Origin of the sequence: Gimesia sp. (assembly GCF_048260065.1) — a bacterium.
Lineage (GTDB): Bacteria > Planctomycetota > Planctomycetia > Planctomycetales > Planctomycetaceae > Gimesia.
This window is the reverse complement of record NZ_JBLXHC010000012.1, coordinates 54,188-80,614: the sequence shown is the minus strand read 5'-3', so window position 1 is coordinate 80,614 and position 26,427 is coordinate 54,188. Positions and strand designations below refer to the sequence as shown.

At 51.1% G+C, this 26,427-nt stretch carries 17 protein-coding genes; 9 read left to right on the top strand and 8 right to left on the bottom strand.

The window, feature by feature from the left end:
- Window positions 1-4: 4 nt before the first annotated feature.
- Window positions 5-1,330, bottom strand: a complete 1,326-nt coding sequence (locus ACN0YN_RS21140) for an efflux RND transporter periplasmic adaptor subunit (RefSeq protein ID WP_417387006.1) — start codon at window positions 1,328-1,330, stop codon at window positions 5-7.
- A 954-nt stretch (window positions 1,331-2,284) separates the two neighbouring features.
- On the opposite strand from ACN0YN_RS21140, the gene ACN0YN_RS21135 reads away from it, so the two are divergent.
- Together ACN0YN_RS21135 and ACN0YN_RS21130 are read left to right on the top strand one after the other, a co-directional pair.
- Window positions 2,285-2,794 (top strand): FxsA family protein, encoded by a 510-nt coding sequence (locus ACN0YN_RS21135; protein WP_417387005.1) that lies wholly within the window; start codon window positions 2,285-2,287, stop codon window positions 2,792-2,794.
- 148 nt (window positions 2,795-2,942) lie between these two features.
- On the top strand, window positions 2,943-4,229 hold the full coding sequence (locus tag ACN0YN_RS21130) for a PQQ-binding-like beta-propeller repeat protein (RefSeq protein WP_417387004.1): 1,287 nt from the start codon (window positions 2,943-2,945) through the stop codon (window positions 4,227-4,229).
- 13 nt (window positions 4,230-4,242) lie between these two features.
- Here the strand turns inward: ACN0YN_RS21130 and ACN0YN_RS21125 are convergent, their stop codons facing one another.
- The 5 genes from ACN0YN_RS21125 to ACN0YN_RS21105 all read right to left on the bottom strand — a co-directional run bounded on the left by ACN0YN_RS21125 (window position 4,243) and on the right by ACN0YN_RS21105 (window position 9,623).
- Entirely contained in the window at window positions 4,243-4,668 is a 426-nt protein-coding gene (locus ACN0YN_RS21125; protein WP_417387003.1) for a 3-hydroxyacyl-ACP dehydratase FabZ family protein, read from the bottom strand.
- Window positions 4,669-4,714: 46 nt separating this feature from the next.
- Complete coding sequence (locus ACN0YN_RS21120) at window positions 4,715-6,142, bottom strand: phytoene desaturase family protein (protein WP_417387002.1); 1,428 nt, start codon at window positions 6,140-6,142, stop codon at window positions 4,715-4,717.
- A gap of 246 nt (window positions 6,143-6,388) precedes the next feature.
- Window positions 6,389-7,774 (bottom strand): phytoene desaturase family protein, encoded by a 1,386-nt coding sequence (locus tag ACN0YN_RS21115; RefSeq protein WP_417387001.1) that lies wholly within the window; start codon window positions 7,772-7,774, stop codon window positions 6,389-6,391.
- 21 nt (window positions 7,775-7,795) lie between these two features.
- On the bottom strand, window positions 7,796-8,059 hold the full coding sequence (locus ACN0YN_RS21110; protein WP_002646333.1) for an acyl carrier protein: 264 nt from the start codon (window positions 8,057-8,059) through the stop codon (window positions 7,796-7,798).
- Window positions 8,060-8,384: 325 nt separating this feature from the next.
- Window positions 8,385-9,623, bottom strand: a complete 1,239-nt coding sequence (locus ACN0YN_RS21105) for a beta-ketoacyl-[acyl-carrier-protein] synthase family protein (protein ID WP_417387000.1) — start codon at window positions 9,621-9,623, stop codon at window positions 8,385-8,387.
- Window positions 9,624-10,018: 395 nt separating this feature from the next.
- Between ACN0YN_RS21105 and ACN0YN_RS21100 the strand changes: the two genes are divergently transcribed.
- The 4 genes from ACN0YN_RS21100 to ACN0YN_RS21085 all read left to right on the top strand — a co-directional run bounded on the left by ACN0YN_RS21100 (window position 10,019) and on the right by ACN0YN_RS21085 (window position 17,013).
- A complete protein-coding gene (locus ACN0YN_RS21100; RefSeq protein WP_417386999.1) occupies window positions 10,019-10,588 on the top strand; it encodes a sigma-70 family RNA polymerase sigma factor in 570 nt (189 codons plus the stop codon).
- Window positions 10,585-12,234, top strand: a complete 1,650-nt coding sequence (locus tag ACN0YN_RS21095; protein WP_417386998.1) for a LamG-like jellyroll fold domain-containing protein — start codon at window positions 10,585-10,587, stop codon at window positions 12,232-12,234. The genes ACN0YN_RS21100 and ACN0YN_RS21095 overlap by 4 nt, the downstream gene beginning before the upstream one ends.
- Window positions 12,235-12,334: 100 nt before the next feature.
- Window positions 12,335-15,457 (top strand): DUF1549 domain-containing protein, encoded by a 3,123-nt coding sequence (locus ACN0YN_RS21090; protein ID WP_417386997.1) that lies wholly within the window; start codon window positions 12,335-12,337, stop codon window positions 15,455-15,457.
- A 68-nt stretch (window positions 15,458-15,525) separates the two neighbouring features.
- A complete protein-coding gene (locus ACN0YN_RS21085) occupies window positions 15,526-17,013 on the top strand; it encodes a DUF1501 domain-containing protein (RefSeq protein WP_417386996.1) in 1,488 nt (495 codons plus the stop codon).
- 22 nt (window positions 17,014-17,035) lie between these two features.
- Here ACN0YN_RS21085 and ACN0YN_RS21080 read toward each other — a convergent pair whose 3' ends face one another.
- The gene (locus ACN0YN_RS21080; protein ID WP_417386995.1) at window positions 17,036-17,764 is read right to left on the bottom strand and encodes a helix-turn-helix domain-containing protein; all 729 of its coding nucleotides are present in this window, start codon (window positions 17,762-17,764) and stop codon (window positions 17,036-17,038) included.
- Window positions 17,765-17,999: 235 nt separating this feature from the next.
- Here ACN0YN_RS21080 and ACN0YN_RS21075 point away from each other — a divergent pair, with 235 nt between their 5' ends.
- From ACN0YN_RS21075 to ACN0YN_RS21065, 3 genes are all read left to right on the top strand, one after another.
- Window positions 18,000-19,376, top strand: a complete 1,377-nt coding sequence (locus ACN0YN_RS21075; protein WP_417386994.1) for a DUF1501 domain-containing protein — start codon at window positions 18,000-18,002, stop codon at window positions 19,374-19,376.
- A 160-nt stretch (window positions 19,377-19,536) separates the two neighbouring features.
- A complete protein-coding gene (locus tag ACN0YN_RS21070) occupies window positions 19,537-22,050 on the top strand; it encodes a DUF1549 domain-containing protein (RefSeq protein ID WP_417386993.1) in 2,514 nt (837 codons plus the stop codon).
- Between the two features lie 68 nt (window positions 22,051-22,118).
- Window positions 22,119-25,013, top strand: coding sequence for a c-type cytochrome domain-containing protein (locus ACN0YN_RS21065; protein WP_417386992.1), 2,895 nt, complete (start codon window positions 22,119-22,121; stop codon window positions 25,011-25,013).
- Window positions 25,014-25,056: 43 nt separating this feature from the next.
- Here the strand turns inward: ACN0YN_RS21065 and ACN0YN_RS21060 are convergent, their stop codons facing one another.
- Window positions 25,057-26,310 (bottom strand): hypothetical protein, encoded by a 1,254-nt coding sequence (locus ACN0YN_RS21060; protein ID WP_417386991.1) that lies wholly within the window; start codon window positions 26,308-26,310, stop codon window positions 25,057-25,059.
- Window positions 26,311-26,427: the final 117 nt, after the last annotated feature.

The window sequence follows — 26,427 nt, the reverse complement described above, 5'->3', positions numbered from 1 at the left end:
GTTCCTATTCTGCGTGATATTTCAGATTCTCAAGAGCTTTTTCTGGAGACAGGTACTCATATTCCACCTGCTCCCCATCGCGAACCTGTCGGATCCCCTCCAGAATGATCTTATCGTTCACATCGAGTCCCTCTTTAATCAGATAGATATCATCCAATTCTTTTAAAATTACAATTTCGCGTTGATGCACGATGCCAGAATTTTCAGCATGTTTGCTTTTATGGTTTTCGGCATGTTCATCTGCATGCTCTGCTGCATGATTTCCAGCATGTTGTTCTGCATGCTCACCTTCATGTTTTTCAGAGATTTTTTCTTCGTGTTTTTCGGCATGATGCTCGGCATGTTGTTCTGCATGCTCTCCATGTGCCTTCGCTTCATGTTTTTTCGCATGCTCCATGTGATCCTTCAGGTCATCCTTATCAACGACATAAGCATACTTCTTGGCAAGAATTTCGTACGTTGCCCGCTGCGGGATCACGATCGCATCTTTAATAACACGGCTGAGCAATATGGTTCCGGTCTGACCATGTCGTAACAGGCCATTCGGGTTGGGGAAATCGGCACGGAAGGAAATGTTTCCGGTGTGGTTATTGAAATCAGCTTCAATCGCACCAATCTTACCGACATAGGGGAACTTCGAACCGTCTGCCAACTGGAGCTCTACTTTAATATTGTCCCGGTTGGGGTCGGCTTTAAACTCGAGATAACGTGCCTCAGGGACGTTGAAGTAAACCCACATGACACTGTTGTCAGACAAAGTCGTGAGAATGTCACCCTCTGAGATCAGGCTCCCCTGTTGATGATGCTGTTTGTCGATAATGCCATCAAAGGGTGCTTTAATCGTTGCGAAGTCCAGTTCAGCCTGGGTCAGTTGCATCTTGGCGGTCACTTTTGCCAGCTTTGCTTCTGCCAGTGCGACTTCGGGCTTCGCGACGACTTTCTGATTATACAACCGCTCTGTGTTATCGTATTCGATCTGGGCCAGTGATACTTCAGCCTTCTCGGCGTTCAATTTGGCCTCGTAAAGGGTGGGTAATATTCTGAACATCGTAGAACCCGCCTTTACGGACTGTCCTTCTTTGACGGGGATTTCTTCGAGGTATCCACTTTCCAGAGCCCGAACCTCAATATGTCGATAAGAGTGGATCTGGCAAACGTACTGCTGTGTACTGACCACGTCCTTCTTCATCGGGCTGGTGACAATAATTTTGTGTTGTGGATGATGCTCTTCATGCTGCTCAACATCGCTATGACCTTCCAGTTTGGAACAGGCGTGCATCGACAGGGTAATGAGCATCAGGCTGAGGATAGAAAGTGGTGAGAGTTTCATAATGTTTTTCTCGCAGTTGTTTCCCATGTCCTGTAAGGGAGCATTTATCGAGGACAAAAAATAGAATGAACTATGAACTTTTACGCAATCGACATACCAGCGCGCCGATTTTATTGCGAACTGTTTTTGCCAAGTCTATTTCCACCCTGAATAACAGGACTTTTTTTACAGGAAGAAATATTTTTTACAGTCATTCTCCTTTAGATTTTCTGAGGTGAATTTGATGTGGTTCAGGTTTTTCGTGCAACTTCTTGCAGTCGAAAACGCAAAATACTGCACTGTCTAACGTAAATATATGCAGGCCCCGTCAGGAGTTTCCGCCGTAGTCTCTCTACTCCGGTGAATAGGAGACTGGAAATATTCAGAGAACAAAAACTTGAAGAGAACTGCATAAACGTGATCTGATTTTCAGCAGCAGTTAAGACCAGTTGACGGTTACCTGCCGTTCAACATGCTGGGTTAAATGGAACGATCTGCCTTGGAGAAATCGAACAGGACCTGGAAGCAGGCCTGGCGCAGGATTGTCGCGTTTCAGGTCGAATCGTTTTCAATTGTGGCAGATAATGGCATTCATAAGTGTTCGAAGCAGGTTCGATAACTGGTGCTCATGTGGAAGGTCTGCTGAGGAAAATAATGGAAAACACTGTCAGGCCAGCATTGGGTATAGTGCAGGTTTTACTACATATGACGATTGATCACATCGAAAAAAACAGACAACGCGCGCGACGCATAACTGCGTAGTTTCATCGGGGTCACCAGAGATTCAAGTCCAATCTGTGTGGTGAAAATCGAGCAGTGGTATAGACTGGTGACAGTACTCGGAGAAACTTGAAGTGCATTTCTCCCCTGCTCGACATGAGCGATTCAGCAGGTGGGTATGTTCAGCCGTGATAGTTTGGTATAGAATATCGGATAGTGCCTCGCTTCACGTTCCTTTAGTGCCGGTGACTGACTGTGCTGTTTCGACTGTTCCTGCTGTTCACGATCATTCCTCTCGCCGAGCTGTGGCTGCTGCTCTGGTTCAGTTCGCTGACCAGTCCGGTTGTAACGTTTGGTCTGGTTGTCGTGACGGGGATTCTGGGAGCCTGGCTGGCTCGGAAACAGGGTGCGCAGGCCTGGAGGAAAATACAACAGCATATGGTGCAAGGTCAGCCTCCCACCGGTGTGCTGCTGGACGGGCTGATGATTCTGATCGCCGGCGCGTTTCTGATTACCCCCGGTATTATGACTGACATGGTCGGCTTTGCCCTGCTCATTCCGCCCGTTCGCGAAATCCTGAAACTCCGGGTCGGGGAATGGCTCAAACAAAGAGCGTTGATGCAGGTACGCGCTCAGAATACGTTCTACACCAGCGCCACCCATTTTCAGGACTTCCAGCAGTCAACAGAGCCCGGTCATTACCCCGCAGAAGAAGAGATTATCGACGTCGAATTCACTCGTAAAGATTCCTCAGAAACAGAATAAATGGCTTTACAATTGCATCGGGGGTGACGTCTCATATAATCGAAAACAGGCGGATCATCGTGTCTTTGTGTTAACTTCCTTTAGTTATTAACCACCGATGCCCTCTGCTTTCCTACCCGCTGTTTATCATTCAATTCAGGAACCCGATATGCCCCTGCTCCACTTTCGACGCCTGCTCTCTGTTGTCTCCCTGCTGGCTGTGTTGATGACATCTGCATCTCTGGTGACAGCAGAAGAACCCTACTGGGATCAGTTCCGTGGTCCACACGCCGATGGCACATCGCAGGTAACCGGATTACCAACCACCTGGAGCGAGAAAGAAAACATCGTCTGGAAAACCGCAATTCACGGGCGTGCGTGGTCTTCACCTGTCGTCTGGAAAGATCAGGTCTGGGTGACGACCTCCACGAAAGATGGTAAAGAGCTGGGCGTCGTCTGTGTCGATTTCAATACCGGTAAAATCCTGCACGACAAAAAGATTTTCGATGTCGAAAAACCACAGTACATTGACCCCAGTAATTCACACGCCTCAAGTACGCCAATTATTGAAGACGGACGGATCTATGTGCATTATGGTGCCTATGGCACTGCCTGTCTGGATACAAAGACAGCCAAAGTCTTGTGGGAACGTCGAGATTATCCATGCAATCACTGGCGGGGCGCCGGTTCGTCACCGATTATCTATCAGAACCTGCTGATTCTGCAATATGATGGTTACGATTACCAGTACATCGTCGCACTGGATAAAGAGACCGGGAAAGAAGTCTGGAAGAAAGACCGGGACATCGATTACGGCACCAAGAACGGCGACTTTAAAAAAGCATTCGCCACTCCCCGAATAATCGAATATGAAGGTCGCGTGCAACTGATCAGCCCCGCAGCGAAAGCAACCATCTCTTACAATCCGCTGACAGGAGATGAATACTGGAAGTTCTATTACCCACAGCACTCCGCTGCCAATCGTCCGCTGTTTGATGGCGAGAAAATCTATGTCGGCACCGGATTTGGCAAAGCCCATCTGTATGCAGTCAACCCGGGCGGGAATGGGGATGTAACGGATTCACATGTTAAATGGATCGAACAGAAAGGAATCCCTTCCAAACCTTCCCAGCTGTTGATTGACGGTCTGCTGTTCATGATCGACGACAAGGGAATCGCGACCTGCCTGGATGCAGAAACAGGGAAAGAGGTCTGGAAAGAGCGAATGGACCGCAGTTCATTTTCCGCCTCTCCCATTTATGCGGACGGAAAGATCTATGCACCGGATCGCGAAGGCGTAACCCGTGTATTTAAACCCGGAAAGGAATACAAAGAACTTGCCGCAAACAAGCTGGAAGAAGGCTGTGTTGCTTCGCTGGCGGTCGCCGGGAAGTCGCTTATTCTGCGAACAGAGCATTTCCTGTATCGGATTGAAGATCAGTCAGCAGGGAAATAGTCGACTCGCTGAATTACGCATCGGCAGCGGTTACCGCAAATTCAAGGCGGACCGCTGTCTCTTTTCCGACTGAGATTTTTCCGCTAAAGAAATACGCACCGCCCAGCTTTTCAGTCAACGTCACCTCGATATCAATCGTTTCTCCCGGTTTCACCATGCGGCGGAACTTAGTGTTGTTCAAGCGGGTGGCAACAGGCACTTTACCGGTATCGGGTGCATCCGTTTTCGCAATGAAAACAGCAGCAGCCTGCATGGCGGCTTCACAGAGAATCACGCCCGGCAGAACCGGATGGTCGGGATAGTGTCCCTGAAAGATATCAATCTCAGGTGAGACGAACTTGCGGGCGTGGATACAGTTTTCTTCCAGCGCGACAACTTCATCAAGCCACAAAAAAGGCTCACGGTGAGGAATACAGGCTTTAATATCGTCCAGATTCACGAGAACGTTCCGTTTCGTATTTGATTAAAGTCAGACTCGGTGAGAATCAGATGCGGGCCGCAGCGGGGGTCAGATATTTATCAACGTCGTTGCTGACGATCACGCCATAATTCACGGCTCCCAACCAGCCGGACATGATGATGCCCACCGAACCGGCATGGTACAGACCTTCAATCTGTTCGGGCAGTTCCTTACTGACTTTGAGCCCTTCGAACTTGGTTCCGAAGGATGCGCCCTGCAGATGCTGTGTGTACCGTTGGAAGGTCCGCGGTGTGGATGCTTCCAGGTGATCCACGCGGTCACGAATGTTCGGCACATACTGTTCGAGGCAGTCGAGCGTGGTTTCGATCAGATGATTTTTGTCGGCTTCGTACTGTTCTTCGGGGAGATCAGCCCAGTCACTGAAATTCGCATTGGTGGAAGAGACGATCAGAGAACGGTCACTGCCCGGCCGCGTTTCAGGATAGTAGAACGAGAAGGTACGACTGCTGACTTCTTTGCTGAGCATGGCTTTGATATCGAAACCTTTGTGCTCGGAATGAAACAGCAGATCGCCACAGAAATCAAGTTCGTCGCCCGGCTTGAGCGCGATGTAGACCTGGGTGCTGCTGTTGTTCAGCCGCACGGCTTTGGCTTCCTCAACATATTCGGAATCGAAATGCTCTTCGCCCACGAGGTTGAGGATGGTCCCTTTGATGTTTGAGTTGGACATGATGGCTTTACAGCCGATACGACGACCGTTGACCACCACGCCGGTCACACGACGATCGGGGGTGACTTCGATCTTTTCGACCTGGGTCCGGATGCGGACATCGACACCGTTGCGTTCCATTTCCGCCTTGATCAGTTTGACCAGATGATCGGTGCCCCCGCGGAAGGTGTAGACACCTTTCTGCATGAAGTTCGAGAAGACAATACCATAGGTGATGGCAGGATCTTCAAGCGTCGATCCGTTCGCGTACGAGATCGGCTCCATCAGCAGACGGACGACATCGTCGCGACCGGGGAAGAACTCTTCAAACAGTTCGCGGGTCGTTTTGCCCTGATCGTCGAAGAAGTTCATCTTGCGCGCGGTATCGAAGAAGTTTTTGACGGTTTCGGTTTCGATGCCAAACTTTTCGATCAGCAGGCGGGTGAAGTCTTCACGGGTAAAAGTGGTCTCCAGCGAGAACTGCGGATTTTCAAATCGCACGCCTCGCAGGGGAACGATGTTGTCGGCGATTTCCTGAGTCCAGTATTTCCGGCAGCTCTTGAGCATACCGTAGGGAAAGCCATGCAGTGAAATATCAAAGATATGACCGTTCCGGCGTTTGAACCAGGTGGCCATTCCGCCCAGCTGGTAATGATGTTCGAGGAGCAGTACAGAATATCCCTGGCGGGCGAGGATGTTAGCAGAGGTCATACCTGCCAGACCACTGCCGATCACAATCACATCATATTCGTCTTGAGCGTCTTTCAGAAAATCTTTGGCCATAATAATTCAGCGTTGTATTGAGTGTAGCAGATGAAAAAGAGAGGACAGTGACGGTTCACTGCTCCTGCATGAATGGCAAGTTTTTGCATCTCCTGTTTATCGAAAAACAGGGGCTTTGTCTACTAAACCGCAGTAATTCAGGATGCTGTGACAAAAGTGTGACAATTCCCCTCAGCTGAATAGAAAAAATCGCGTCTTTTTGCCCTGCCATGAAGCAAGAGTACAGCATTACCCTCTCCGGGATGTTTACTTTGCGTTCAGTAGATGCAGGTTCGCAATGCTGATTCCGGAAAGCATGGAGCCAATGATACCCAGAAACCCCTGATCCGTACCGCAGAGGAACAGATTATCAAAAGGAGTCGTGCCATCCAGTATTTTCTGCGGAGCACCGTAGACACACCCGTTGATATGCCCGGTGAATTTTTTGATCGTGCGTGGCGTAAACGTATCGACGTCGATCACATGCGGGCGGAAGTCGGGAATGAACCGCATTGATGATTCGAGAATCTGGTCGTACCAGTACTTTTTCTCTGCGATATATTTTTCTTCTGGAAGATTCATCCAGTAATCCGGATTGGCCAGAGCCGTAATGCGAATTGAACCTTCTTCCAGAGGCTGGTCGTACTCAAAATTATTGGGAGAGCAGATGATGCCACTGCGAACATCGACCGGATTTTTAGACTGTTCGTAGTAAAAGTCTTCGGAATCGTTATAGAACACAATCGTCTCGTTGTGCCCTAACTCGGCAGGTTGTTGATCGAGTACGGAAATGGTTTCGACGAATGATATTTCTCCAGGAGTAAACCGGTCATCCACGGGAACCTCCGCACCACACATCTGCAGTGTCTCAGCCGATCCTGCTGAAGAGAGCACATTTTTTGCTTCGAGAACCTGCCCGTCATCAAGCACCACGCCTGAAACGTGATTGCCGTCGGTGACCAGTTGCTGAACTCCGGCCCGTAATTTGAGTTCCCCTCCCAGTGATTTGAATTTTTTCACCAGGTTTTTCAGAATCAACCGCACCCCTTTATAGGGACGGGCAAACCCTTCCTGGTAGATGCTGCGGAACATGATTACGAACTGATTGAAATCCATGTCATGCTCGGACGGGCTGCCATAAAACATCAAAGGACAGAGCAGCATATTGATCAACAGGGGATCTGAAATGTGTTCCGCCATGCGGGCCCGGGCGGAAACCCAAGTCTGTCCCAGATCGCCAATGTTGTGGGCGTCGATCTCCGCAACCAGACGCTTGAAACCATCAATCTGACTGGGAAACTGTGTTGCGATTTCGGCTTCGAAATAAGCAAACTCGTTATTAAACCGCAGCGTATGCCCGGGAAAAACGACAGACGAACCGAACTGGGGACTGAGATCAAAGTCTTCCCAGCTGAAGCGGAGCTGTCTGAGAATTTTATTCAGAGGCCCCCGTTTCCCGCCGGGAGGCGAGTAATTGGTGATCGCGTGCAGGCCCACATCATGATTTCGCCCACGCAGTCGATAGAAGGAATTCAGGCCACCAATGGTGGTGTGTCTTTCCAGAATACAGACCTGCTTCCCATAATAAGCCAGCCGGATTCCAGCGGCCAGCCCAGACAGGCCGGCACCGATAATGATTGAATCGTAGGTCATGGCGGAGGGATATCAGGGGATTCAGACGGTGCTTTCCGCATCCTTCAGGAGTGGTGTCAGGTAGGTTACAGTGCTGTCCATTGTTACCAGTTCACCATAGTCTTCTTCGGGAATCTGTACTCGATAGAGCTTGCGTAACTCCATGACGATATCCAGAAAATCCATGCTGTCCAGTTCCATCTGCTCCCGGAAAGGAACACTGTCATCCAGATCCGATAGATCTTCATCGGGAGCAATACGAGACAAGATATCCAAGATTACCGATCTGATTTGTTCCGGCGCCATGCAGAAACTCCAAACTTTCTAAAAATCCAATAACGTCGATTTCGTGCAGCGAAGCTCACAAAGATCACGGGGAAACCCGCTAAAGGGAAGCCCCTTATAACAAACAAAGAATCTCCCCGCTAGAAGCCGGGTCTGAAAAACCCGCCCCTGATCAGGAATACTATAACCCGATCTAATAATGGATTTAAACCGACTCAGGCCTCGATAAAGCAGAGTTTTTCAGAAAATCCATCAGGAATCATCATTTACGATGGGTGAACACTGTTCCTCGCCAGGCAGATTCTACCGCCGTTATAGCGCGGCAGGCCGCCGTTGAACAGTCTTTTCAGGCAGAATATTTTTTGACAATCAGCACGGAATTGATTCCCAGCATTCCGAACGAGTTATTCAGAATACATTCCACCCGTTCCATCTTACGTGGTGTATTAGGAACCAGTTGAGGCAGCTTACATTCGGGATCAATCTCATCCAGATTCAGTGTGGCATGGGCGATTCCATCTTCGAATGCGGGCAGATTCCCCAGCATTTCCAGCGCGCCGGCCGCCCCCATCGCATGTCCGATAAAACTCTTGGTATTGTTGATCGCCAGATTCGGGCAGTCGCCAAAAACACTGGCCAAAGCTTTGGCTTCTTCGATATCTCCCTGATGGGTCGCCGTGGCGTGGCTGCTGACAATATCAATATCTTCCGGCTTCAGTCCGGCCCGTTTTAGCGCCAGATGAATGCACTCTGCCTGCCGCGTGGAATTGGGAAGCACGAAATCGCTGGCATCAGAATTCATGGCATAGCCGACAATTTCCCCGTAAATCGTCGCTCCACGGGCTAAAGCATCGGGAAGACGCTCTAACGTACAGACAGCGCCTCCCTCGGCCACCACGATCCCATTGCGGTTCACGTCAAAAGGTCGACAGGCCTTGGTAGGATCTTCATTTACCGCCAAAGCCCCCTGGCTCTGGAAACTGGCAAAGATCCCGAATGTATGAATACTCTCAGAAACCCCGCCACACAAGGCGAGATCAACCTCATTCAACCGCAGCATCTGCACGCCTTGAATAAATCCGGCGTTCCCTGCAGCACAGGCGGCACCCAGCGTCAGATGCGGACCGGTGATCCCCAGGTTCAGGGTCACTTCCCCGGCTGGATTATTCGCAACAGTTCGTGGATTGTGATGGTGTGACCAGACTTTGGTGTCATAATCGAACTGAGAAATTTCGTAGACTTCGTTTTCCGTCTCGACATTTCCGTGCTCGGTAATTCCCAGATAAACGCCGACACGATCTCGAGCCACATTTTCCCAGTCCAGGCCTGATTGATTTACCGCTTCATTCGCACAGTAAACGGCAATCGAGCCGGCACGCGTGCCGCGGCGGACTTCTTTTCGTTTCTGATAGCGTAATTCATCAAAATCACAGACGCCGGCGAGTACATCTCCCATATAGCGGATGTTGTAGTCCACAACTCCCGAACGGCCTTCCAGTAGACTTTGCCGAAATTCATCCAGATTGTTGCCATTGGGAGCGGTCAAACCGATCCCTGTAATGACAATTCTGCTTTGATCATCCATTGATGCCTGCATGGATTTATACCACTCTGATCGATTTGATAATGCAATGAAGGTTCATGAGCCACTCGACCGCAGCGGCCGGGCAGAGGAAATGTTAGAGTTTAACCCAAGGAGATTACCCGTTCTACTGTAAACTCGCAAGTGGCGCAGCAATTCAGATTTGCGATTCGCAATAGAATCAACGTCACTTCTACTATAATTTCTGTATAGTGTTACCTGTGATGAAACCTCTTCCCAAAAAAGAACCTCAGTCAAAATAAGGCACCTGAAAATAGAAGCCATAAACTCCCACTAGAGGCAGACTTACAGAAGTTTTCTCAGCAACAGTCAGTAACTGGTTCAAAAAAGGAGGGATTCTCGCCGTCCGATTTTGATTTGAGCGTACGAATAACAGTATGAACGTGTCCCTGGAAACAGAATTTGATACCGACTCCCTCATGAATCAGATCCCCCATGAACAATTTGTTTCGCTGCTGGCTCGACATCACAGTCTGATTCGCGGGTTTATCGGAACATTACTGCCTCATCAGACAGATGCCGACGATGTATTTCAGCAGACCTGCCTGGTGCTGTGGAGAAAATGGGATACCTTCGACGAAACGCAGAGTTTTTCTTCCTGGGCCTGCGGGATCGCCTTTTATGAAGTGAAAAACTTCCAACGGGTCCAGAGCCGGGATCGTCATTATTTTTCTGATGAAATTCTCTCGCTCATCGCAGCACAACAGTCATCAACACTGAGTGAAACCGAACACAGACAGCGGATCCTGCAGAACTGTATTCAGAAACTGGATGCCGAAAGCCGCAAACTCATCCAGGACTGTTACCACGGAAGCCAAAGCATCAAAGAAGTGGCCGAGCAGACAGGGCGTTCCTGTGATGCACTCTACAAGAAATTATCACGTCTGCGGCTGAAACTGATGGACTGCATGCAACAGACACTCCACTCTCCGGAGATGGGATCATGAACCAGAAACCCACGCCCGACAACCAGACGATTCTTCTGATCGACGCTCTGCTTCAGGGCACAATCAGCGCTGCGCAACAGGCAGAACTGGAACGGTTACTCGCATCTGATCCTGAACAGCGTCAACTTTATATCGACTACATGCAGGTCCATAACGGACTCTCCACCTGGGCTAACGAAACGACAGAGCCTGCCACCTGGATTTCTCAACCAGCATCCGAGACGCCTCCGTCTCAGCGGAAACCCCCCCGTTTTCTGCTGATGCTGATCTCTTCGTTAGTCGCGGCGACACTACTGATCTCACTGGCTTACTACGCCGGGTGGAATACAAGGCCCGATTTCGCGCCCACCATTGCTGAAACGCCGCTTGAACAACCAGTTAATGAAATCACTCACCCCCAGACAGACCATATTGCACTCTTAACCCAAGCGGTCGGCGTCGAATGGGATACCAACCGAAATCTGCAGGCCGGTGCAGGTCTCTCAGCCGGCTGGTTGAAACTGAAACAGGGGACCATTCAGGTGGAACTGATCAGCGGCGCTTCGATTCTGATCGAAGGTCCCGCAGCGGTCAAACTGATCTCACCACTCAAAGCATTCTGCCAATTCGGAAAAGTACGCGCATCCGTGCCCGAACAGGCACACGGCTTTACCATGGAAACATCCCGACTGAATGTGGTCGATCTGGGAACCGAGTTTACTCTCTCTCTGGATCAGTCCGGCAGCGGACAGGTTCAGGTCATCGACGGTAAGGTAGAACTGCATTCTACAGACAGCCAGGCAACACCAGTAAACATCCAAAGTTTGACCACCGGCGAAGGCGTGCAGTTCGATCAGGGGGGCACGATTGACAGGCTCCAGGAAGCAATTCTTCCGCTGATCAATCCGAAAGAACTGTCACAACTGGTTGAACAGCAGCAGGCACAGCAGTTCAAACGCTGGCAGAAACAGAATGCGGAATTAAAAGCCGATCCCTCCATCATCGCCTACTACGATTTTGAAGAGTCTTCCAACTGGCTGCGAACGCTCAATAATAAAAGCCAGCAGAAACCATCCTCGTCCACTAACGGAGCCATTGTCGGCTGTCAGTGGACTTCGGGTCGCTGGCCACAAAAACGCGGTCTGGAATTCAAACGGACCAGCGACCGGGTACGGACGCACATTCCCGGAGAATACCAGTCGCTGACCTTCATGGCCTGGGTTCGCATTGAAGGCTTTGATCGCTGGCTCAGTTCGCTGATGCTGACCGACGGCTACAACGACGGCAACCCGCACTGGCAACTCAGTGACAAAGGGGAAATGATTCTGGGCATCAAAACCGGCCCCGGCAAGAACTTTTTTTCTCCCGTCGTGTTACAGCCTACAGATCTGGGACGCTGGATCTTTCTGGTTACCGTTTACGATCATCAGAAACAGGAAGTCGTGCACTACCTGGATGGCGTCGCGGTCAGTCATCACAATATCGAAAACCCGATCCCCCTGGTCATCGGCCCTGCAGAGATCGGCAACTGGCGTCCACAGGAACACTCAGGCGCCCACTCCATCCGCAGTTTAAACGGACGACTGGATGAATTCGCTTTATTCGGTCGTGCGTTATCTGCTGAAGAAATATTGAAGCTGTATCAGTCGGGAAAACCGAATTCCTGATTGATTTCTCTCACCAATTATTGTGACATGGTAATATAAACATTCGATAACCATCCCCTGAATACTCACCCGATCCTACATCATAAACAACGAGGCATTGATGCGAAATCTTCTACTCGCGCTCATCATCATCCCCGGATTTGTTTTCAAAGGTTTGCTCCCGGCAGCAGAAAAGAAAACCGAACTGCCAGCCGACCACGCCCAACGCATGCAGCAGGGACTGGAGCTCTTCAAAAAAGAAGTTCGTCCTCTGCTCGTTGCCAAATGTCTGAAATGTCATGGCGGAAAATCAGTGAAGGGAGACTTTGATCTCTCCAGTCGTAAAAAGCTACTGGAAAGCGGCATGATCGACAAAACAGCCAAAGACAGCTATCTGATGGCGCTCGTCGAACACCGAGAAGAACCTTATATGCCTCTCAAGGAACCGAAACTCTCTGAAAAAGAGATTGCCAGCCTGTCGAAATGGATTGACCTGGGTGCCCCCTTCGACAAACCACTGGCGACATCAGGAACTGCCGATGACGGAGCCATGCAGGTTACCAGCGATGACCGCAAATTCTGGTCGTTTCAACCACTGCTTCAACCTGCTGTCCCAAAAGTGAAACAAAATGAGTGGGCTCATAATAACATCGACCAGTTCATTCTTGCGCAACAACAGGAAAAAGGACTGACTCCTAATGAAGAAGTCAGCAAACGCGTTTATATCCGCCGTGCTTACTATGATCTGATCGGTCTACCTCCCACGCCGGCTGAGATCGAAGAATTCCTGGCAGACCAGTCCCCTGATGCTTACGAAAAACTGATTGATCGACTGCTGGCCAGCCCGCATTACGGCGAACGCTGGGCCCGTCACTGGCTGGACATCGCCCGTTTTGCAGAGAGCCATGGTTTCGAACACGACTACGATCGCAACTATGCCTACCACTATCGTGACTTTGTCATCAAAGCCTTAAACCAGGACATGCCCTACGATCAATTCGTGAAGTGGCAGCTGGCGGGGGATGAGATCGAACCGAATAACCCGCTGGCCCTCATGGCGACAGGTTTTTTAGGAGCGGGTGTCTTCCCGACTCAGATTACTGCTAATGAAGTTGAACGCACCCGCTATGACGCACTGGACGATATGCTCAACACGACCAGCCTGGCAATGCTGGGGCTGAGTGTCGGCTGCGCCCGCTGTCACGATCACAAATTCGATCCCATTCCCAGCAATGATTACTACCGCATGCTGTCCACGTTCACGACGACCGTGCGTACGGAAATCGAACTCGACCTGGATCCGGAAAAATACAAGAAAGAGAAAGCAGTCTTCGACCAGGCACACGCGCCGCTGGTCAAGGCATTACAGGAGTACGAGACTTCATCTGTCGAACCTGCTTTTGAAAAGTGGCTGCATTCAGGCAAAGCGGCAAACGTTCCACTTGAGGAATGGATTGTCCCCGAAGTGATCGGGCATACCTCGAAAGGTAAGGCCCGCTTCGAAAAACTGGACGATGGCTCCGTGCTCGTCAGCGGTCCGAATATCAATCAGGATCAGTACACATTCACGCTCCGTACCAGTGTAAACCCCATTCGATCGATTCGCCTGGAAGCGCTCTCGCATCGTTCTCTGCCGAAACAGGGTCCCGGGCGTGCAGTGAATGGAAACTTCTCTCTGACCGCCTTCAAAGTTAAAGCCAAATCTTTAGCAGACAAGAAAGCGGCAGCGAAAGATCTCAAACTGACGAATGCCCGTGCGACACATGAGCAGAATCAGACCACACTTTCCGCTGCCAGCGCGATTGATGGTCAATACGGTTCCGGCTGGGCCGTCGACCTGGGTGGGATCGGAAAAGATCAGGCGGTCATCTTTGATCTGGAAACACCCCTGGATCAGGCAGGAGAGACCGAACTGACCATCAGCATGTCGTTCACGAACAATGTAAATCACAGCATCGGCCGTCCCCGATTTTCTGTCAGCAGCACCACTCCCTCTGCAGTAAAAACCGGTGGTGGCAGTCCCGAAGCGCTTTCACAGGCCCTGCAGCTCGTTCAGGAAGGGAAACCGGAAGCACTGTCAGCCGCTCAGAAAGAAATTTTGAAACGTCAGTTTGAGCAACAGGATCCACAGTGGGTCGCTTTGAAAGAGAAAGTCGAAACGCATCTGAAAACCGAACCACAACCTGCCTTGACTAAAGTCATGATCTGCAGCGAAGGTCCGGAAATCAAACCGGTTCGGCATCACACTCAAGGCAAAGACTTCTTCGAAGAAACCTTTCACCTCACCCGGGGTGACACAGACCAGAAAGTTAAAGTCGCCAGCCAGGGATTCCTGCAGGTCCTGATGCGTACTCCTGAAAAAGAAGCGTCCTGGATCGCAGCACCTCCTGAATCGGCTTCCACCTCCTACCGACGCACTTCACTGGCAAACTGGATGACTGATACGAACCAGGGGGCCGGCGCACTGCTGGCACGTGTGATGGCCAATCGACTCTGGCAACATCATATCGGCACGGGAATCGTCGCCACCCCGAACGACTTTGGCTTACAGGGCGAACGCCCCACGCATCCCGAGTTGCTGGAATATCTGGCGAATCAACTCATCCAATACAACTGGCAATTGAAGCCATTACATAAAGAAATCATGTTGAGCGGCACCTATCGACAGTCAACCGATTTTGATCCCGCCAAATCCAAAATCGATCCCGAGAATCAACTCTACTGGCGGCGCTCTCCGCAACGCCTGGAAGGAGAAGTCATCCGCGATGCAATTCTTTATGTCGGCGACCAACTGGATCCAACAATGTACGGCCCCGGCTCATTGCAGCAGGATAACCAGCGCCGCAGCATCTATTTCAAAATCAAACGCAGCCAGTTGATCCCGATGATGCAGCTGTTCGATGCCCCCGAGGCACTGGTCAGTATTGGCCAGCGTTCCAGCACGACAATCGCACCGCAGGCTCTGCTGTTTATGAATGCCGACTTCATCAGAAAAAGCGCCGGCTCGTTCGCTGCACGACTTCTAAAAGAACATCCGGAATCACTCGAAACAAATATTCAGAATGCCTACCAGATCGCATTAGGACGAAAACCGTCGAACAGCGAAATCGCAATCTCGCTGGCTTTCATCCAACAGCATCAGGCATCGTACCAGGCAGAGAAAAAAGAGAATGCCACACTCCTGGCGTTAACCGATTTCACACATGCTTTACTCAGCACCAATGAATTCATCTACCCGAATTAAAATCTGAGTCATACACCACAATTAAAGAAACCGTTTTCTAAACGTATTTCCTACTGAGAGGTTTTCAAATGAAACCATCATCCAGCGAATTACCGACAATCTCACTGAACCAGTTGCTGGCACGACGACAGTTACTCAAGCGCGCAGGCAGCGGCCTGGGGACACTCGGGCTGCTCAGCCTCCTCCAGCAGGAGGGAGTGCTGGAACAGTCAGCCGCAGCCCCTTCGATTCAGGCCACCAATCCCCTGGCCCCCAAATCAACTCACTTCCCGGCGAAGGCCAAAGCGGTGATCTGGCTGTTTATCAACGGCGGTCCCAGCCAGGTCGATACCTGGGATTATAAACCCGAACTGGAAAAACGGGACGGCGTAGCGTTGGAAGGCTTCGACAATAAAACCGGCTTCTTCCAGAATTCGGTCGGCCCGCTGATGAAAAGTCCCTTCAAATTCAAACAGTATGGCGAATCCGGAAAATGGGTCTCCGAGATCTTCCCGAACATGGCTCAACATGTCGACAAGATGGCGTTCATCCACTCAGGCCATACAGAATCAAATAATCACAGCCCTGCTCTGTTTATGATGAATAGCGGCCTGCCCAAAATGGGATATCCCTGCGTCGGATCGTGGGTCACCTATGGCCTCGGTTCTGAAAGTAACAGTCTGCCTGCTTTTGTTGTGATGTCAGACCCGCTGGGACGTGGACTGCCTAAAGGTCAAAGCCTGAACTGGGGTGCCGGATTTCTGCCCAGCGTTTACCAGGGAACTTACTTGCGGCCCACAGGCGAACCCATTGATAATCTGCAGCCTCCCGCTGTGCTCACGGAAAAAGGGCGGCAGCGTTCTCAACTGGATCTGTTGAAATCGCTGAATCGCCAGCATCTGCAGCAGAACGATGGTGACCAGGAACTGGCGGCCCGCATTGAAAGCTTCGAACTGGCTTACCGGATGCAGAGTGCCGCTCCCGAAGCCCTCGATATTGCGCAGGAGCCGAAACATCTCCAGGAACAGTACGGCATTGGCAATAAGAAGTGTGAGCATTTTGCCAAACAATGTCTGATTGCCCGACGCATGGTCGAACGCGGCACCCGCTTTGTGCAGATCTACTCAGGTGGCATGGAGAACCAGCGCAGCTGGGACGGTCACTCTGATATCAAAGGGAATCACAGTGGCTTTGCGGAAGAAACCGATCAGCCCATCGCCGCATTACTGGCCGACCTTGAAGCGCGGGGCCTGCTGAATGAAACTCTGGTGATCTGGGGCGGAGAATTCGGACGGCTCCCCATCGCCCAGAAAGGCGCCACGCCGGGACGCGATCACAATCCGCATGCATTCACCACCTGGCTGGCGGGGGGTGGAGTCAAGGCGGGAACCAGCTACGGCGCCACGGATGAAATCGGCTTCAAAGCGGCAGAGAATAAGGTCCACGTGAATGACCTGCACGCGACCATCCTCAGACTGCTGGGCATGGATCATGAAAAACTGACTTATCTTTACAGCGGTCGTCGCTTCCGTCTGACCGATGTAGGCGGTCACGTCATCAACGACATCATTGCCTGAATCAGTTAATTCTCAGAAGATTTTAAGACATCGTTTCAGTCGACTTGAACTTTTTACGATACTCGGAAGGAGAAATCCCCATCAGGTTCACGAACTGTTTTGTGAAATAACTCTGGTCATAAAAGCCCGATTCGAGCGCGATTTCAGACACCCGTTTTTCGGTTCGCGTCAGAGACTGGCAGGCAGCGTTGATTCTCACTCTCAGAATATATTTCTGAGGTGTGATCTGATACAGCTTTTTAAATTTGCGATCAAACTGACTCACAGACAGATACATCAGATCCGCCAGATCAGAAATCTGAATCCGTTCCTGATAATGTTCCAGCACATACGCAATCACTTTATCCAGTTCCTGGTACGACTGAAACTCCGTGCCTGCCACTTTGATATCACGCAGAACTCCCGCGACACCTATGACTTTTCCACCATCACCAAACAGAGGAATTTTACTGCACAGATACCATTTGAGATTCCCGTGCCGGTCGGGTATTAACCAGACCTGATTGGGCAATGGACTGCCAGACTCCATGACGCGTCGATCTTCCGCCACGTACTGCTCAGCGAGATCTTTGGGATGAATGTCAAAATCAGTCTTACCGATGATATCCTCTTCGCGAGGAATCGCGCGGACGTCCATCCAGGTATGGCTGATATTGATAAACCGCCCCTGGGCATCTTTCGCGAAAAAGTAGGCATCGGGAATGTAATTAAACAACTCTTCCAGATGGAGCTTATTATCCAGCCGTTTCAAAAAATCATCACGGAATTTCTGAGAATTGAACATGCGTAAATAATACAAATTTATGCGTGTTTTCTACAAGACGACATTGATCTGAGCGTCTACCATATGCGAAAATAAACGAATCAGCGTTTTCTTAAGTGAAGACAGTCATTCGTCTATTTTCAATTTCGAAATTGAACCACAATTCAGAGTCGGCAATCGCGAGATTGACTCTGTCTTGAAATCCATAAGATTGGGGTGCATTATGCTGAAGTTTACCGGTCGAGGCACGGCACATACCTGTAACGGCGTGACACGCAGAGATTTTCTGCAGGTGGGAACGCTGGGCGCCATGGGCCTTTCGCTGCCCCAATATCTCGAAGCCAAAGAAAAAGGGCTGGTGGATAAAAAGAACGATAACCGTTCTGCCATCATGATCTTCAATCTGGGAGCCCCCAGCCAGTTAGACACCTTCGATATGAAACCGGATGCTCCGGCGGAAATTCGCGGTCCCTTCAAGCCGATCGACACAGCATCCCCTGAAATCAACATCTCCGAAATTCTCCCCCTGCATGCGAAAGTCGCCGATAAGTTTTCGCTGGTGAGATCCTGCTACCATACCGCCGCCGCCGTACACGATGCCGGCTGGCAGATGATGCAGACCGGCCGCCTGTTTACGGGCGGTATCAATACCCCTCACATCGGCTCGGTCGTTGATTATCTCCGCGGACGCAAAACGGATCTCCCCGCGAATGTAGTCCTCCCCGAAACCATGGGACGGGGCGGTGGAAATCTTCCCAACGGTCAGGCGGGTGGCTTCCTGGGAAAAGCACACGATCCATTCGCGTTAATGGCTGATCCCTCCCAACCGAATTTCAAAGTTCCCGATATGCTGCCTCCCAAAGAAATCGGCACGGCGCGCCTGGAACGACGCAAGAAAATCCGCGAAGTCGTGGATGACACCATCGACTACTTTGAATCCACGGAAGATGCAAAGCTGCTGAATGGAAACTTCCACTCCGCCTACCGTCTGATGACCAGTAAAGAAGCCCGCGAAGCCTTCGATCTTTCAAAAGAGCCCAAAAAGGTACGCGAGCGTTACGGGATGAACCGGTTCGGACAATGCTGCCTGCTGTCAAGACGGCTCGTCGAGTCCGGCGTACGCTTTGTCACCATTAATACGTTCCTGACCGTCTTTAATGAAATCACCTGGGATATCCACGGTTCCAAACCCTTCACTTCGATTGAAGGCATGAAAAACATTGTGGCCCCGATGTATGACCAGGCTTACAGCGCCCTGGTCGAAGACTTGTACGATCGAGGTATGCTGGATGAAACACTGGTCTGCAATGTGGCGGAATTCGGTAGAACGCCGAAAGTCAATCCTGCGGGAGGCCGGGACCACTGGCCTCAATGTTTCACCTGTTACTTTGCCGGTGGCGGGGTGCAGGGGGGACGTGTTGTCGGCAGCAGTGATCCCATCGGCGGAGTTCCCGCTGATCGGCCAGTCTCCCCCGGAGATCTGGCGGCAACCGTGTATCACAGCCTCGGCTTTGATCTGCATACGGTACTCCCCGGTCCTTCAGGCCGCCCCTTCCCGATTGTGGATGTGGGTAAGCATGAAATCCGCGAGCTGTTTTAAGCGATCCTGAATCAGCTGATCACTCATGCTGATGATAAATAAATAACACGATGATTCGAATCGTAAAAGAAACAGACGCGTTGCGCCTGCTTCAAACACCTGCATAACATCCCTCGATTCCTCACGCGACTTCATTTAATTTCATAAAGAGAAGTGCTCAATGTCTTACGCGAAACGAATAAACCGATTCAGTATTCTGACCTGCCTGCTGGCAATGTTCAGTTTCAGTCCGACTCTGAAATCCAGTTCTGCCGCAGAAACTGGTAAAACAATCGTTCTCCTGCCGGAACAGGTTCTACTGAATAACAGAGAAGCGCGCCACGATCTGTTGCTTCAGCAGAAAACCGAAGGAGAAATCTCCGGACCGGTCACTGACAAAGTCAGCCTGACTTCGAATAATCCGGCAGTCGTAAAAATCAACGGAACGACTCTGGTACCAGTCGGCAATGGAACGGCTGTGATCACCGCCCGTTCCGGTGATCAGGAAGCCAAGAGCACCGTTACTGTCACCGGAATCGAAATCCCCCATCAATGGAGTTTCCGAAATGATGTGCAACCGATCTTAACCAAAGCGGGCTGTAACTCGGGGCCCTGTCACGGCGCACTCGCCGGCAAAGGGGGATTTCGGCTCTCCCTCAAAGCCTACGACGTCTTCGGCGATTATTACACCATCGTCAAACAGTCGCGGGGCAGACGGATTGAACTCTCCGATCCAGCTCGCAGCCTGGTTTTGATCAAACCGACCGGAGCCGTTCCCCACAAAGGGGGTGTGCGTTTCGAAACCGATTCTCCCGAGTACCGTATTCTCTCAGAATGGATTGCACAGGGAGCCGCCGCACCAGAGAAAGCTGATCCTGTGATTGAACGGCTGGAAGTTTTACCGGGACGCTCGATTCTGACCAAGGGACAGACACAGCATATTCTCGTACAGGCTCATTATTCCGATCAGTCAGTCCGCGATGTGACGCGCTGGACCAGCTTCTCATCAGTGAATGAAAGTGTGGCTTCGGTCGATGCAGAGGGCACGATCAAAGTCACCGGATACGGCGAAGGGGCCATCGTCTGCAACTATTCCAGTAAAATCGCCATCTCAAAAATCACCTCGCCCTATCCTCAGGAGATTGCTCCTGAAATCTATGCAAAGTCGCCACAAAACAATTTCATCGATGAACTGGTCATCAAACAGTTACAACGCCTGAACCTGCCCCCTTCTCCCCAGTCGAATGATGCCGACTTCATCCGCCGGGCGTATGTCGATACCATCGGCACTCTGCCCACTCCGGAAGAAGTTCAGACTTTTGTCATAGATCAGACTCCAGACAAACGCAACCAGTTGATCGATCGCCTGCTGGAACGTCCTGAATTTATCGATTACTGGACTTACAAGTGGTCGGACCTGCTGCTGGTGAATGGTGCCCTGATCAGACCGGAGCCGGTGAAAGCCTATCATGGCTGGATTCGCGAGCATGTGAAACAGAATACCCCCTGGGATGAAATGGTACGCGAACTGATCACCTCCCAGGGCAGTAGTATTGAAAATGGTGCCACCAACTTTTACGCCATCCACCAGGATCCGGAATCGATGACGGAAAATGTCAGTCAGGCTTTCCTGGGTCTCTCGATTGGCTGTGCCAAATGTCACAACCATCCCCTCGAAAAATGGACCAACAACCAGTATTACGCGATGGCAAACTTTTTCTCCCGTGTTCGTGCCAAAGGTTGGGGCGGGGCACAAAGTGCCGGCGATGGCATTCGCACCCTGTTTGTCGCCACCGAAGGGGATCTGGTACAACCCCTCACAGGCAAACCACAACCGCCGACCCCCCTGGATGGGACGCCGATTGACATTAATTCCCCGGAAGACCGCCGCGTCTATTTAGCTGAATGGCTGACTTCCAGAGACAACCACTTTTTCAGCCGCGCGATTACCAATCGTGTCTGGGCGAATTACTTCGGCGTCGGCCTGGTGGAAGCCGTCGATGACATGCGGGAATCCAATCCGGCCAGCAATGAAGAACTGTTAGCTGCCGCTTCCGGCTACCTGGTCGACCACGATTTCGATCTGAAAGCATTGATGAAAGTCATTCTGCAATCCGCCGCTTATCAGCGCAGCAGTCAGCCTCTCCCCGAGAACAAGGATGAGAAACGCTTTTATTCCCGCTACTATCCCCGTCGCATGATGGCGGAAGTTCTCCTGGATGCAATTTCGCAGGTGACCGATGTTCCTTCAGAATTCACGATGTATTACGAGCCAAACCCTCAGAAAACCGACTTCTACCCCAAGGGAACCCGGGCAATTCAGTTGTACGACTCCTCGGTCATTTCGTACTTCCTGAAAACGTTTGGTCGCAACGAGAGGATGATTACCTGTGATTGCGAGCGGACAGAAGAACCGACGATGGTTCAGGTCCTGCATATTTCCAATGGGGATACGATCAACAACAAACTCAAAGATAAATCCAGCCGTGTCACGAAAATGCTGGAGGCGAAGAAAACAGACAAGGAACTGATTTCCGAAATCTATCTGCTCTGTCTTTCCCGCCAGCCGACAGACGAAGAAGAACGCAAACTGTTGAAACTCCTTCAGGAGACTCCCCCTGCAGAAAAACGCCAGGCGGTGGAGGATCTGTTCTGGGGCGTGCTCAGCAGTCGCGAGTTTCTGTTTAACCATTAAAGCGTTTACTGAACCGACATAGATACGAATTAAGATTCTTATATAAAAGCGCTGACCTGAGGCCCCTGATGACAAACTTTCCTGCAAAACTGATACTGCTCTGTTCGCTCTGCCTGCTGACCAGTCGACCTGACTCACTGTCTGCAGCAGAAAAGCAGATCGATTACCCGAAACAGATCGCCCCCCTGTTCCGTAAATACTGTGAAGGCTGTCACAGCGTCGATGATCCGGAAGGAAAATTCGCGATTGACTCATATCAGAGTTTGCTCAAAGGGGGCAAGCATGGCCCGGCAGTTTTACCAGGCGACAGCGGCAGCAGCCGACTGGTCCGTATGATCAAAGGCGAAGCGAAACCAATCATGCCGCCGGAAGACAGCGGCGAAAAACTGACTGACGCAGAAATTGCCCTGCTGGTCGAATGGGTGAACCAGGGAGCTAAAGGCCCTTCCGGTAAAGAACCAGCCCGCATGGAGCTGACTGTACCAGACATTACGCCCGCTAAATCGGTTCAGAAGCCGGTAACATCACTGGCCTGGTCTCCTGAAATCAATCAGATTGCCATCGCCCGATTTGAAGAAGTCAAGCTCCTCTCACCCGACCTGAAAACAATCAATCAGACCTGGAAGGGATTGCCTGGCAAGGTGAACTCTGTCCGTTTCAGCCCGGATGGCAAGTGGCTGATTACTTCTTCGGGCACCACCGGTTTATTCGGTCAGGCTGCGATCTGGGAGGTGGAATCCGGAAAGAAACTGCATGAGTTCGTGGGGCACAAGGATGTATTGTATGCGGCTGCTATCAGTCCCGACAGAAAATGGCTGGCAACGGGCAGCTATGATCAGAACATCATTCTCTGGGATATCGCGAGCGGCAAACAGGTCCGATCTCTGACCGGACATAACGGTGCGATCTTCGATCTGGCGTTCAGTCCCGACAGTACGACACTCGCGAGTGCCTCGGCTGATGCCACTGTGAAAGTCTGGCAGGTCACCACCGGCAAACGCCTGGACACACTCAGCCAGCCTCTCAAGGAACAATACTCTGTCACGTTCAGCCCGGACGGTAATTTTATTCTCGCTGCAGGAGCTGATAACCGGATTCGCAAGTGGCGATTTATCTCTCGAACCTCTGCAAAAATCAATCCGTTGATCTATGCCCGCTTCGCCCATGAAAACCCGGTTACACAGATTGCTTACTCTCCTGATGGTAAACTGCTGGCCTCCATTTCCGATGATCAGTCGTTGAAAATCTGGGATGCAAATCAGTTAATATTATTGAATGTACAGGAAAATCTGCCGGCACTTCCGACCTCCGTAGTCTTCTCTGCTGATTCCAGAGAAACTCTGGTCGGTTACAACAACGGGCTGATTGAGAAAATTGAATTACCAAAGCAGCTTGCTCCTTCTCAGAGAACACAGAACACAATCGCTGCAACCAAAAAGGAAACAGTTCCAGTTGATCAGGCGGCAAAACTCGTCACGCTCAAAGAACAGGAGCCCAACAATCAGCCGGTCGATGCGACTAAGCTGAATACATCTGCTGTCGTTGTCAGTGGAGTCATCTCCTCTGACAAGCCAGGGCAGCCCGATCTGGATCTGTATCGTTTCGAATCCAAAGCCGGCCAGGAATGGCTCATCGAGACAAATGCAGCCCGCAAAAAATCCAAACTCGATTCCAAAATCGAAGTCCTCGATGCGGAAGGCAAGCAGATCCCCCGCGTTTTACTGCGAGCCGTCCGAGATTCCTATTTCACCTTCCGTGGAAAAGATTCGAACATCGTCAACGATTTCCGCATTCAGAACTGGCAGGAAATGGAGTTGAACGAGTATCTGTACTGCAACGGGGAAGTGGTCAAACTCTGGCTCTACCCGCGTGGTCCCGATTCCGGTTTCAACGTCTATCCGGGCAGTGGCGGTAAACGCTACACCTATTTCGGAACCAGCCCCATCACCCACGCGCTGCATGAGCCCTGCTATATCGTCGAGCCGCATCCCGTAGGCACCGAACTGCCGCCGAATGGTCTGCCCGTCTTCACCATTTATTATGAAAACAATGACGACGGCAGACGCGAACTGGGGGATGACTCAAGACTGATCTTCAAAGCTCCCCAAGACGGCGTCTATTACGTACGCGTCTCTGATGTTCGTGGTTTTCAGGGGAAAGATTTTCATTACGACCTGACGGTTCGCCCCCGTCGGCCGGACTTCAAAGTGACATTAAAAGGGGCTAACCCCAAGATCAACGCCGGGAGTGGCAAAGAAATCGAAGTCGTCGCTGATCGCATCGACGGGTTTAACGGTCCGATCCGTGTTGATATTACCGATGTCCCTGCCGGATTCCATGTCACCAGCCCGATCATCATCCAGGCCGGTCACGACCGGGCCTACGGCGTGGTCTCCGCGGATCCTGTCCCCGAAACTTCAGGCCCCCTGGTGGCACCGCAGCCTGATGACAGTCGCTATCAATCGGTTTCCGTTTCTGCGACTGCAAAGATTGGCGGTAAAGAAGTCACACACCCTGTGAATTCACTGGGACAAATCAAACGACTTGAAAAGCCTAAAGTGATTATCCGTATGGTGACGATGGATACCGACAAACTGGACGTCGCCGGTGACAACATCGCTGAGATCCCCGCTCAGCCCATTGAACTGACAATCCATCCCGGAGAGACAATTTCAGCCCGGGTTCTGCTCTTGCGAAATGGTCATCAGGGAGTCGTCGGCTTTGGTCGTGAATATGCAGGACGAAACCTGCCGCACGGTGTCTATGTGGATAATATCGGTCTGAACGGACTTTTGTTGCTGGACAATCAGAACGAACGAACCTTTTACCTGACTGCAGCCAAGTGGGTTCCTGAGACAACCAGGCTGTTTCATCTGCGAGCGGATCAGGATGGTAATCAGACCTCCATTCCGGTTCTGCTGCACGTCAAACACAAAGACAAGCTGGCTGCGAAACCGAATTAAATCACACGGAGTGAGAGCGGAACGAAGCGACTTCGCAACTGCTTTATCTGACTAAAGGCTGCGAGGGGTTTGTGCTCAAATCCGGCAGGGGTGCGTGGGGATAGTCGACGGGTTGATAACGAATCGCCAATTCGGGAGTTTTCAGTTTTTTACCGTCCTGAAAACGTGATGTCAGAGCCCGGTCGAGAATCCCAGTGGTTAACAGGGTCCGTTCGACGGGGTAGCTGGGACGCCCCGTGTGAATCATGCGTTCGATCCCCTTCAACAGATACGCAAAGTGAGGATGTGCAGGTTCGGTTCGTTCTTCAAACTGAGTCGCGACAGGTTTCGTCTGCCCCTTGAGCTTGAGCGCCACTGAAGTACGATTCACCGACTGCAGCATGAACAATGCTCCCAGAAACCCATCGTTGTACCGGAATAGAAACAGCCCGGCGTCCGGGTCATCTCGGACATCCCCCTGCCGTACCTTTGGCACCGCTGCCAGTGCGGCATTGAAGAGATCCGGGGAAACGAGGCCCTCATCGAGGACGTTCCACATGGCGTCCCCATCTAAATACTGAACCCACTCCACTCCACTTTCTGCTCCCTGTCGTCGTTCTACCAGACATTGAAAACACTCAAGAGCATGAAAGCCATACCGGTCGAGTTCTGAATAACCGATTCCTACCGCGGCTTCGATGTCAGATCCCAGAGGCAGGTTCAACTCGGGTTTCCGCTGTGTCAGGGGAAGCGATGAGCCGGCCATGAAGGGGACCTTCATTTCCTGAGCACGATCATACATCCATTTTGCATCAGCCCAGACGGGTCCCGGATGCTTGTCGTTAAAGACAGGGACCACACGCTGGTATTTCTGAAAGGTATCGGTAATCTCTTTAAAAAAACGACGACGCGGATAGAGCTGCTGCCCTTTGGCATTAATAGGATATTCGCCATGCTCGCCGATGCTGATCACGCCATCAACGGGAATCCGATCCGTCCCCACAGTGACCGCTTTTTCGATCGTATCAAAAATCGGCACGTTATATTTCTCGGCCATTTGACGGGACAGATCCAGATTGGAAACCTGGTCAACGTACAGTGAAGCCAGCTTTAACGCCGGCCCTGTCCCGCTATCCTGCTTCCAGCCTTCCAGAATTTTCCCAATCAGCACATCAGCATGAGTTTTGCGTTCATAAATGGATACAACCGCGGCAACCGTTTTCGTTTCAACCGGCTTTGCAGGGGCCGCGTTCACACTCTGCGAAATACCCCCATACGCGGCAGCGACACTGGCGAGCCAGTCTCTGCGAGTCATCATCCTGAGATTCTTCATCGTTTCAGTTAATCCTCTTTCGGAGCCAGGTAATTGATCTCAAGATCAGAATGCTCTCAATCCAGCCTTAAAACAGAGCCGCCTAAACACGACTTTGTCTGG

Excerpts from the sequence above, each read along its gene's own strand:
- ACN0YN_RS21110 (WP_002646333.1), bottom strand. The coding sequence starts at position 8,059 with ATGGCGCCGGAACAAATCAGATCGGTAATCTTGGATATCTTGTCTCGT.
- ACN0YN_RS21085 (WP_417386996.1), top strand. The coding sequence starts at position 15,526 with ATGAAACCATCATCCAGCGAATTACCGACAATCTCACTGAACCAGTTG.
- ACN0YN_RS21095 (WP_417386998.1), top strand. The coding sequence starts at position 10,585 with ATGAACCAGAAACCCACGCCCGACAACCAGACGATTCTTCTGATCGAC.
- ACN0YN_RS21100 (WP_417386999.1), top strand. The coding sequence starts at position 10,019 with ATGAACGTGTCCCTGGAAACAGAATTTGATACCGACTCCCTCATGAAT.
- ACN0YN_RS21065 (WP_417386992.1), top strand. The coding sequence starts at position 22,119 with ATGACAAACTTTCCTGCAAAACTGATACTGCTCTGTTCGCTCTGCCTG.
- ACN0YN_RS21060 (WP_417386991.1), bottom strand. The coding sequence starts at position 26,310 with ATGATGACTCGCAGAGACTGGCTCGCCAGTGTCGCTGCCGCGTATGGG.
- ACN0YN_RS21090 (WP_417386997.1), top strand. The coding sequence starts at position 12,335 with ATGCGAAATCTTCTACTCGCGCTCATCATCATCCCCGGATTTGTTTTC.
- ACN0YN_RS21115 (WP_417387001.1), bottom strand. The coding sequence starts at position 7,774 with ATGACCTACGATTCAATCATTATCGGTGCCGGCCTGTCTGGGCTGGCC.
- ACN0YN_RS21105 (WP_417387000.1), bottom strand. The coding sequence starts at position 9,623 with ATGGATGATCAAAGCAGAATTGTCATTACAGGGATCGGTTTGACCGCT.
- ACN0YN_RS21075 (WP_417386994.1), top strand. The coding sequence starts at position 18,000 with ATGCTGAAGTTTACCGGTCGAGGCACGGCACATACCTGTAACGGCGTG.
- ACN0YN_RS21130 (WP_417387004.1), top strand. The coding sequence starts at position 2,943 with ATGCCCCTGCTCCACTTTCGACGCCTGCTCTCTGTTGTCTCCCTGCTG.
- ACN0YN_RS21140 (WP_417387006.1), bottom strand. The coding sequence starts at position 1,330 with ATGAAACTCTCACCACTTTCTATCCTCAGCCTGATGCTCATTACCCTG.
- ACN0YN_RS21120 (WP_417387002.1), bottom strand. The coding sequence starts at position 6,142 with ATGGCCAAAGATTTTCTGAAAGACGCTCAAGACGAATATGATGTGATT.
- ACN0YN_RS21070 (WP_417386993.1), top strand. The coding sequence starts at position 19,537 with ATGTCTTACGCGAAACGAATAAACCGATTCAGTATTCTGACCTGCCTG.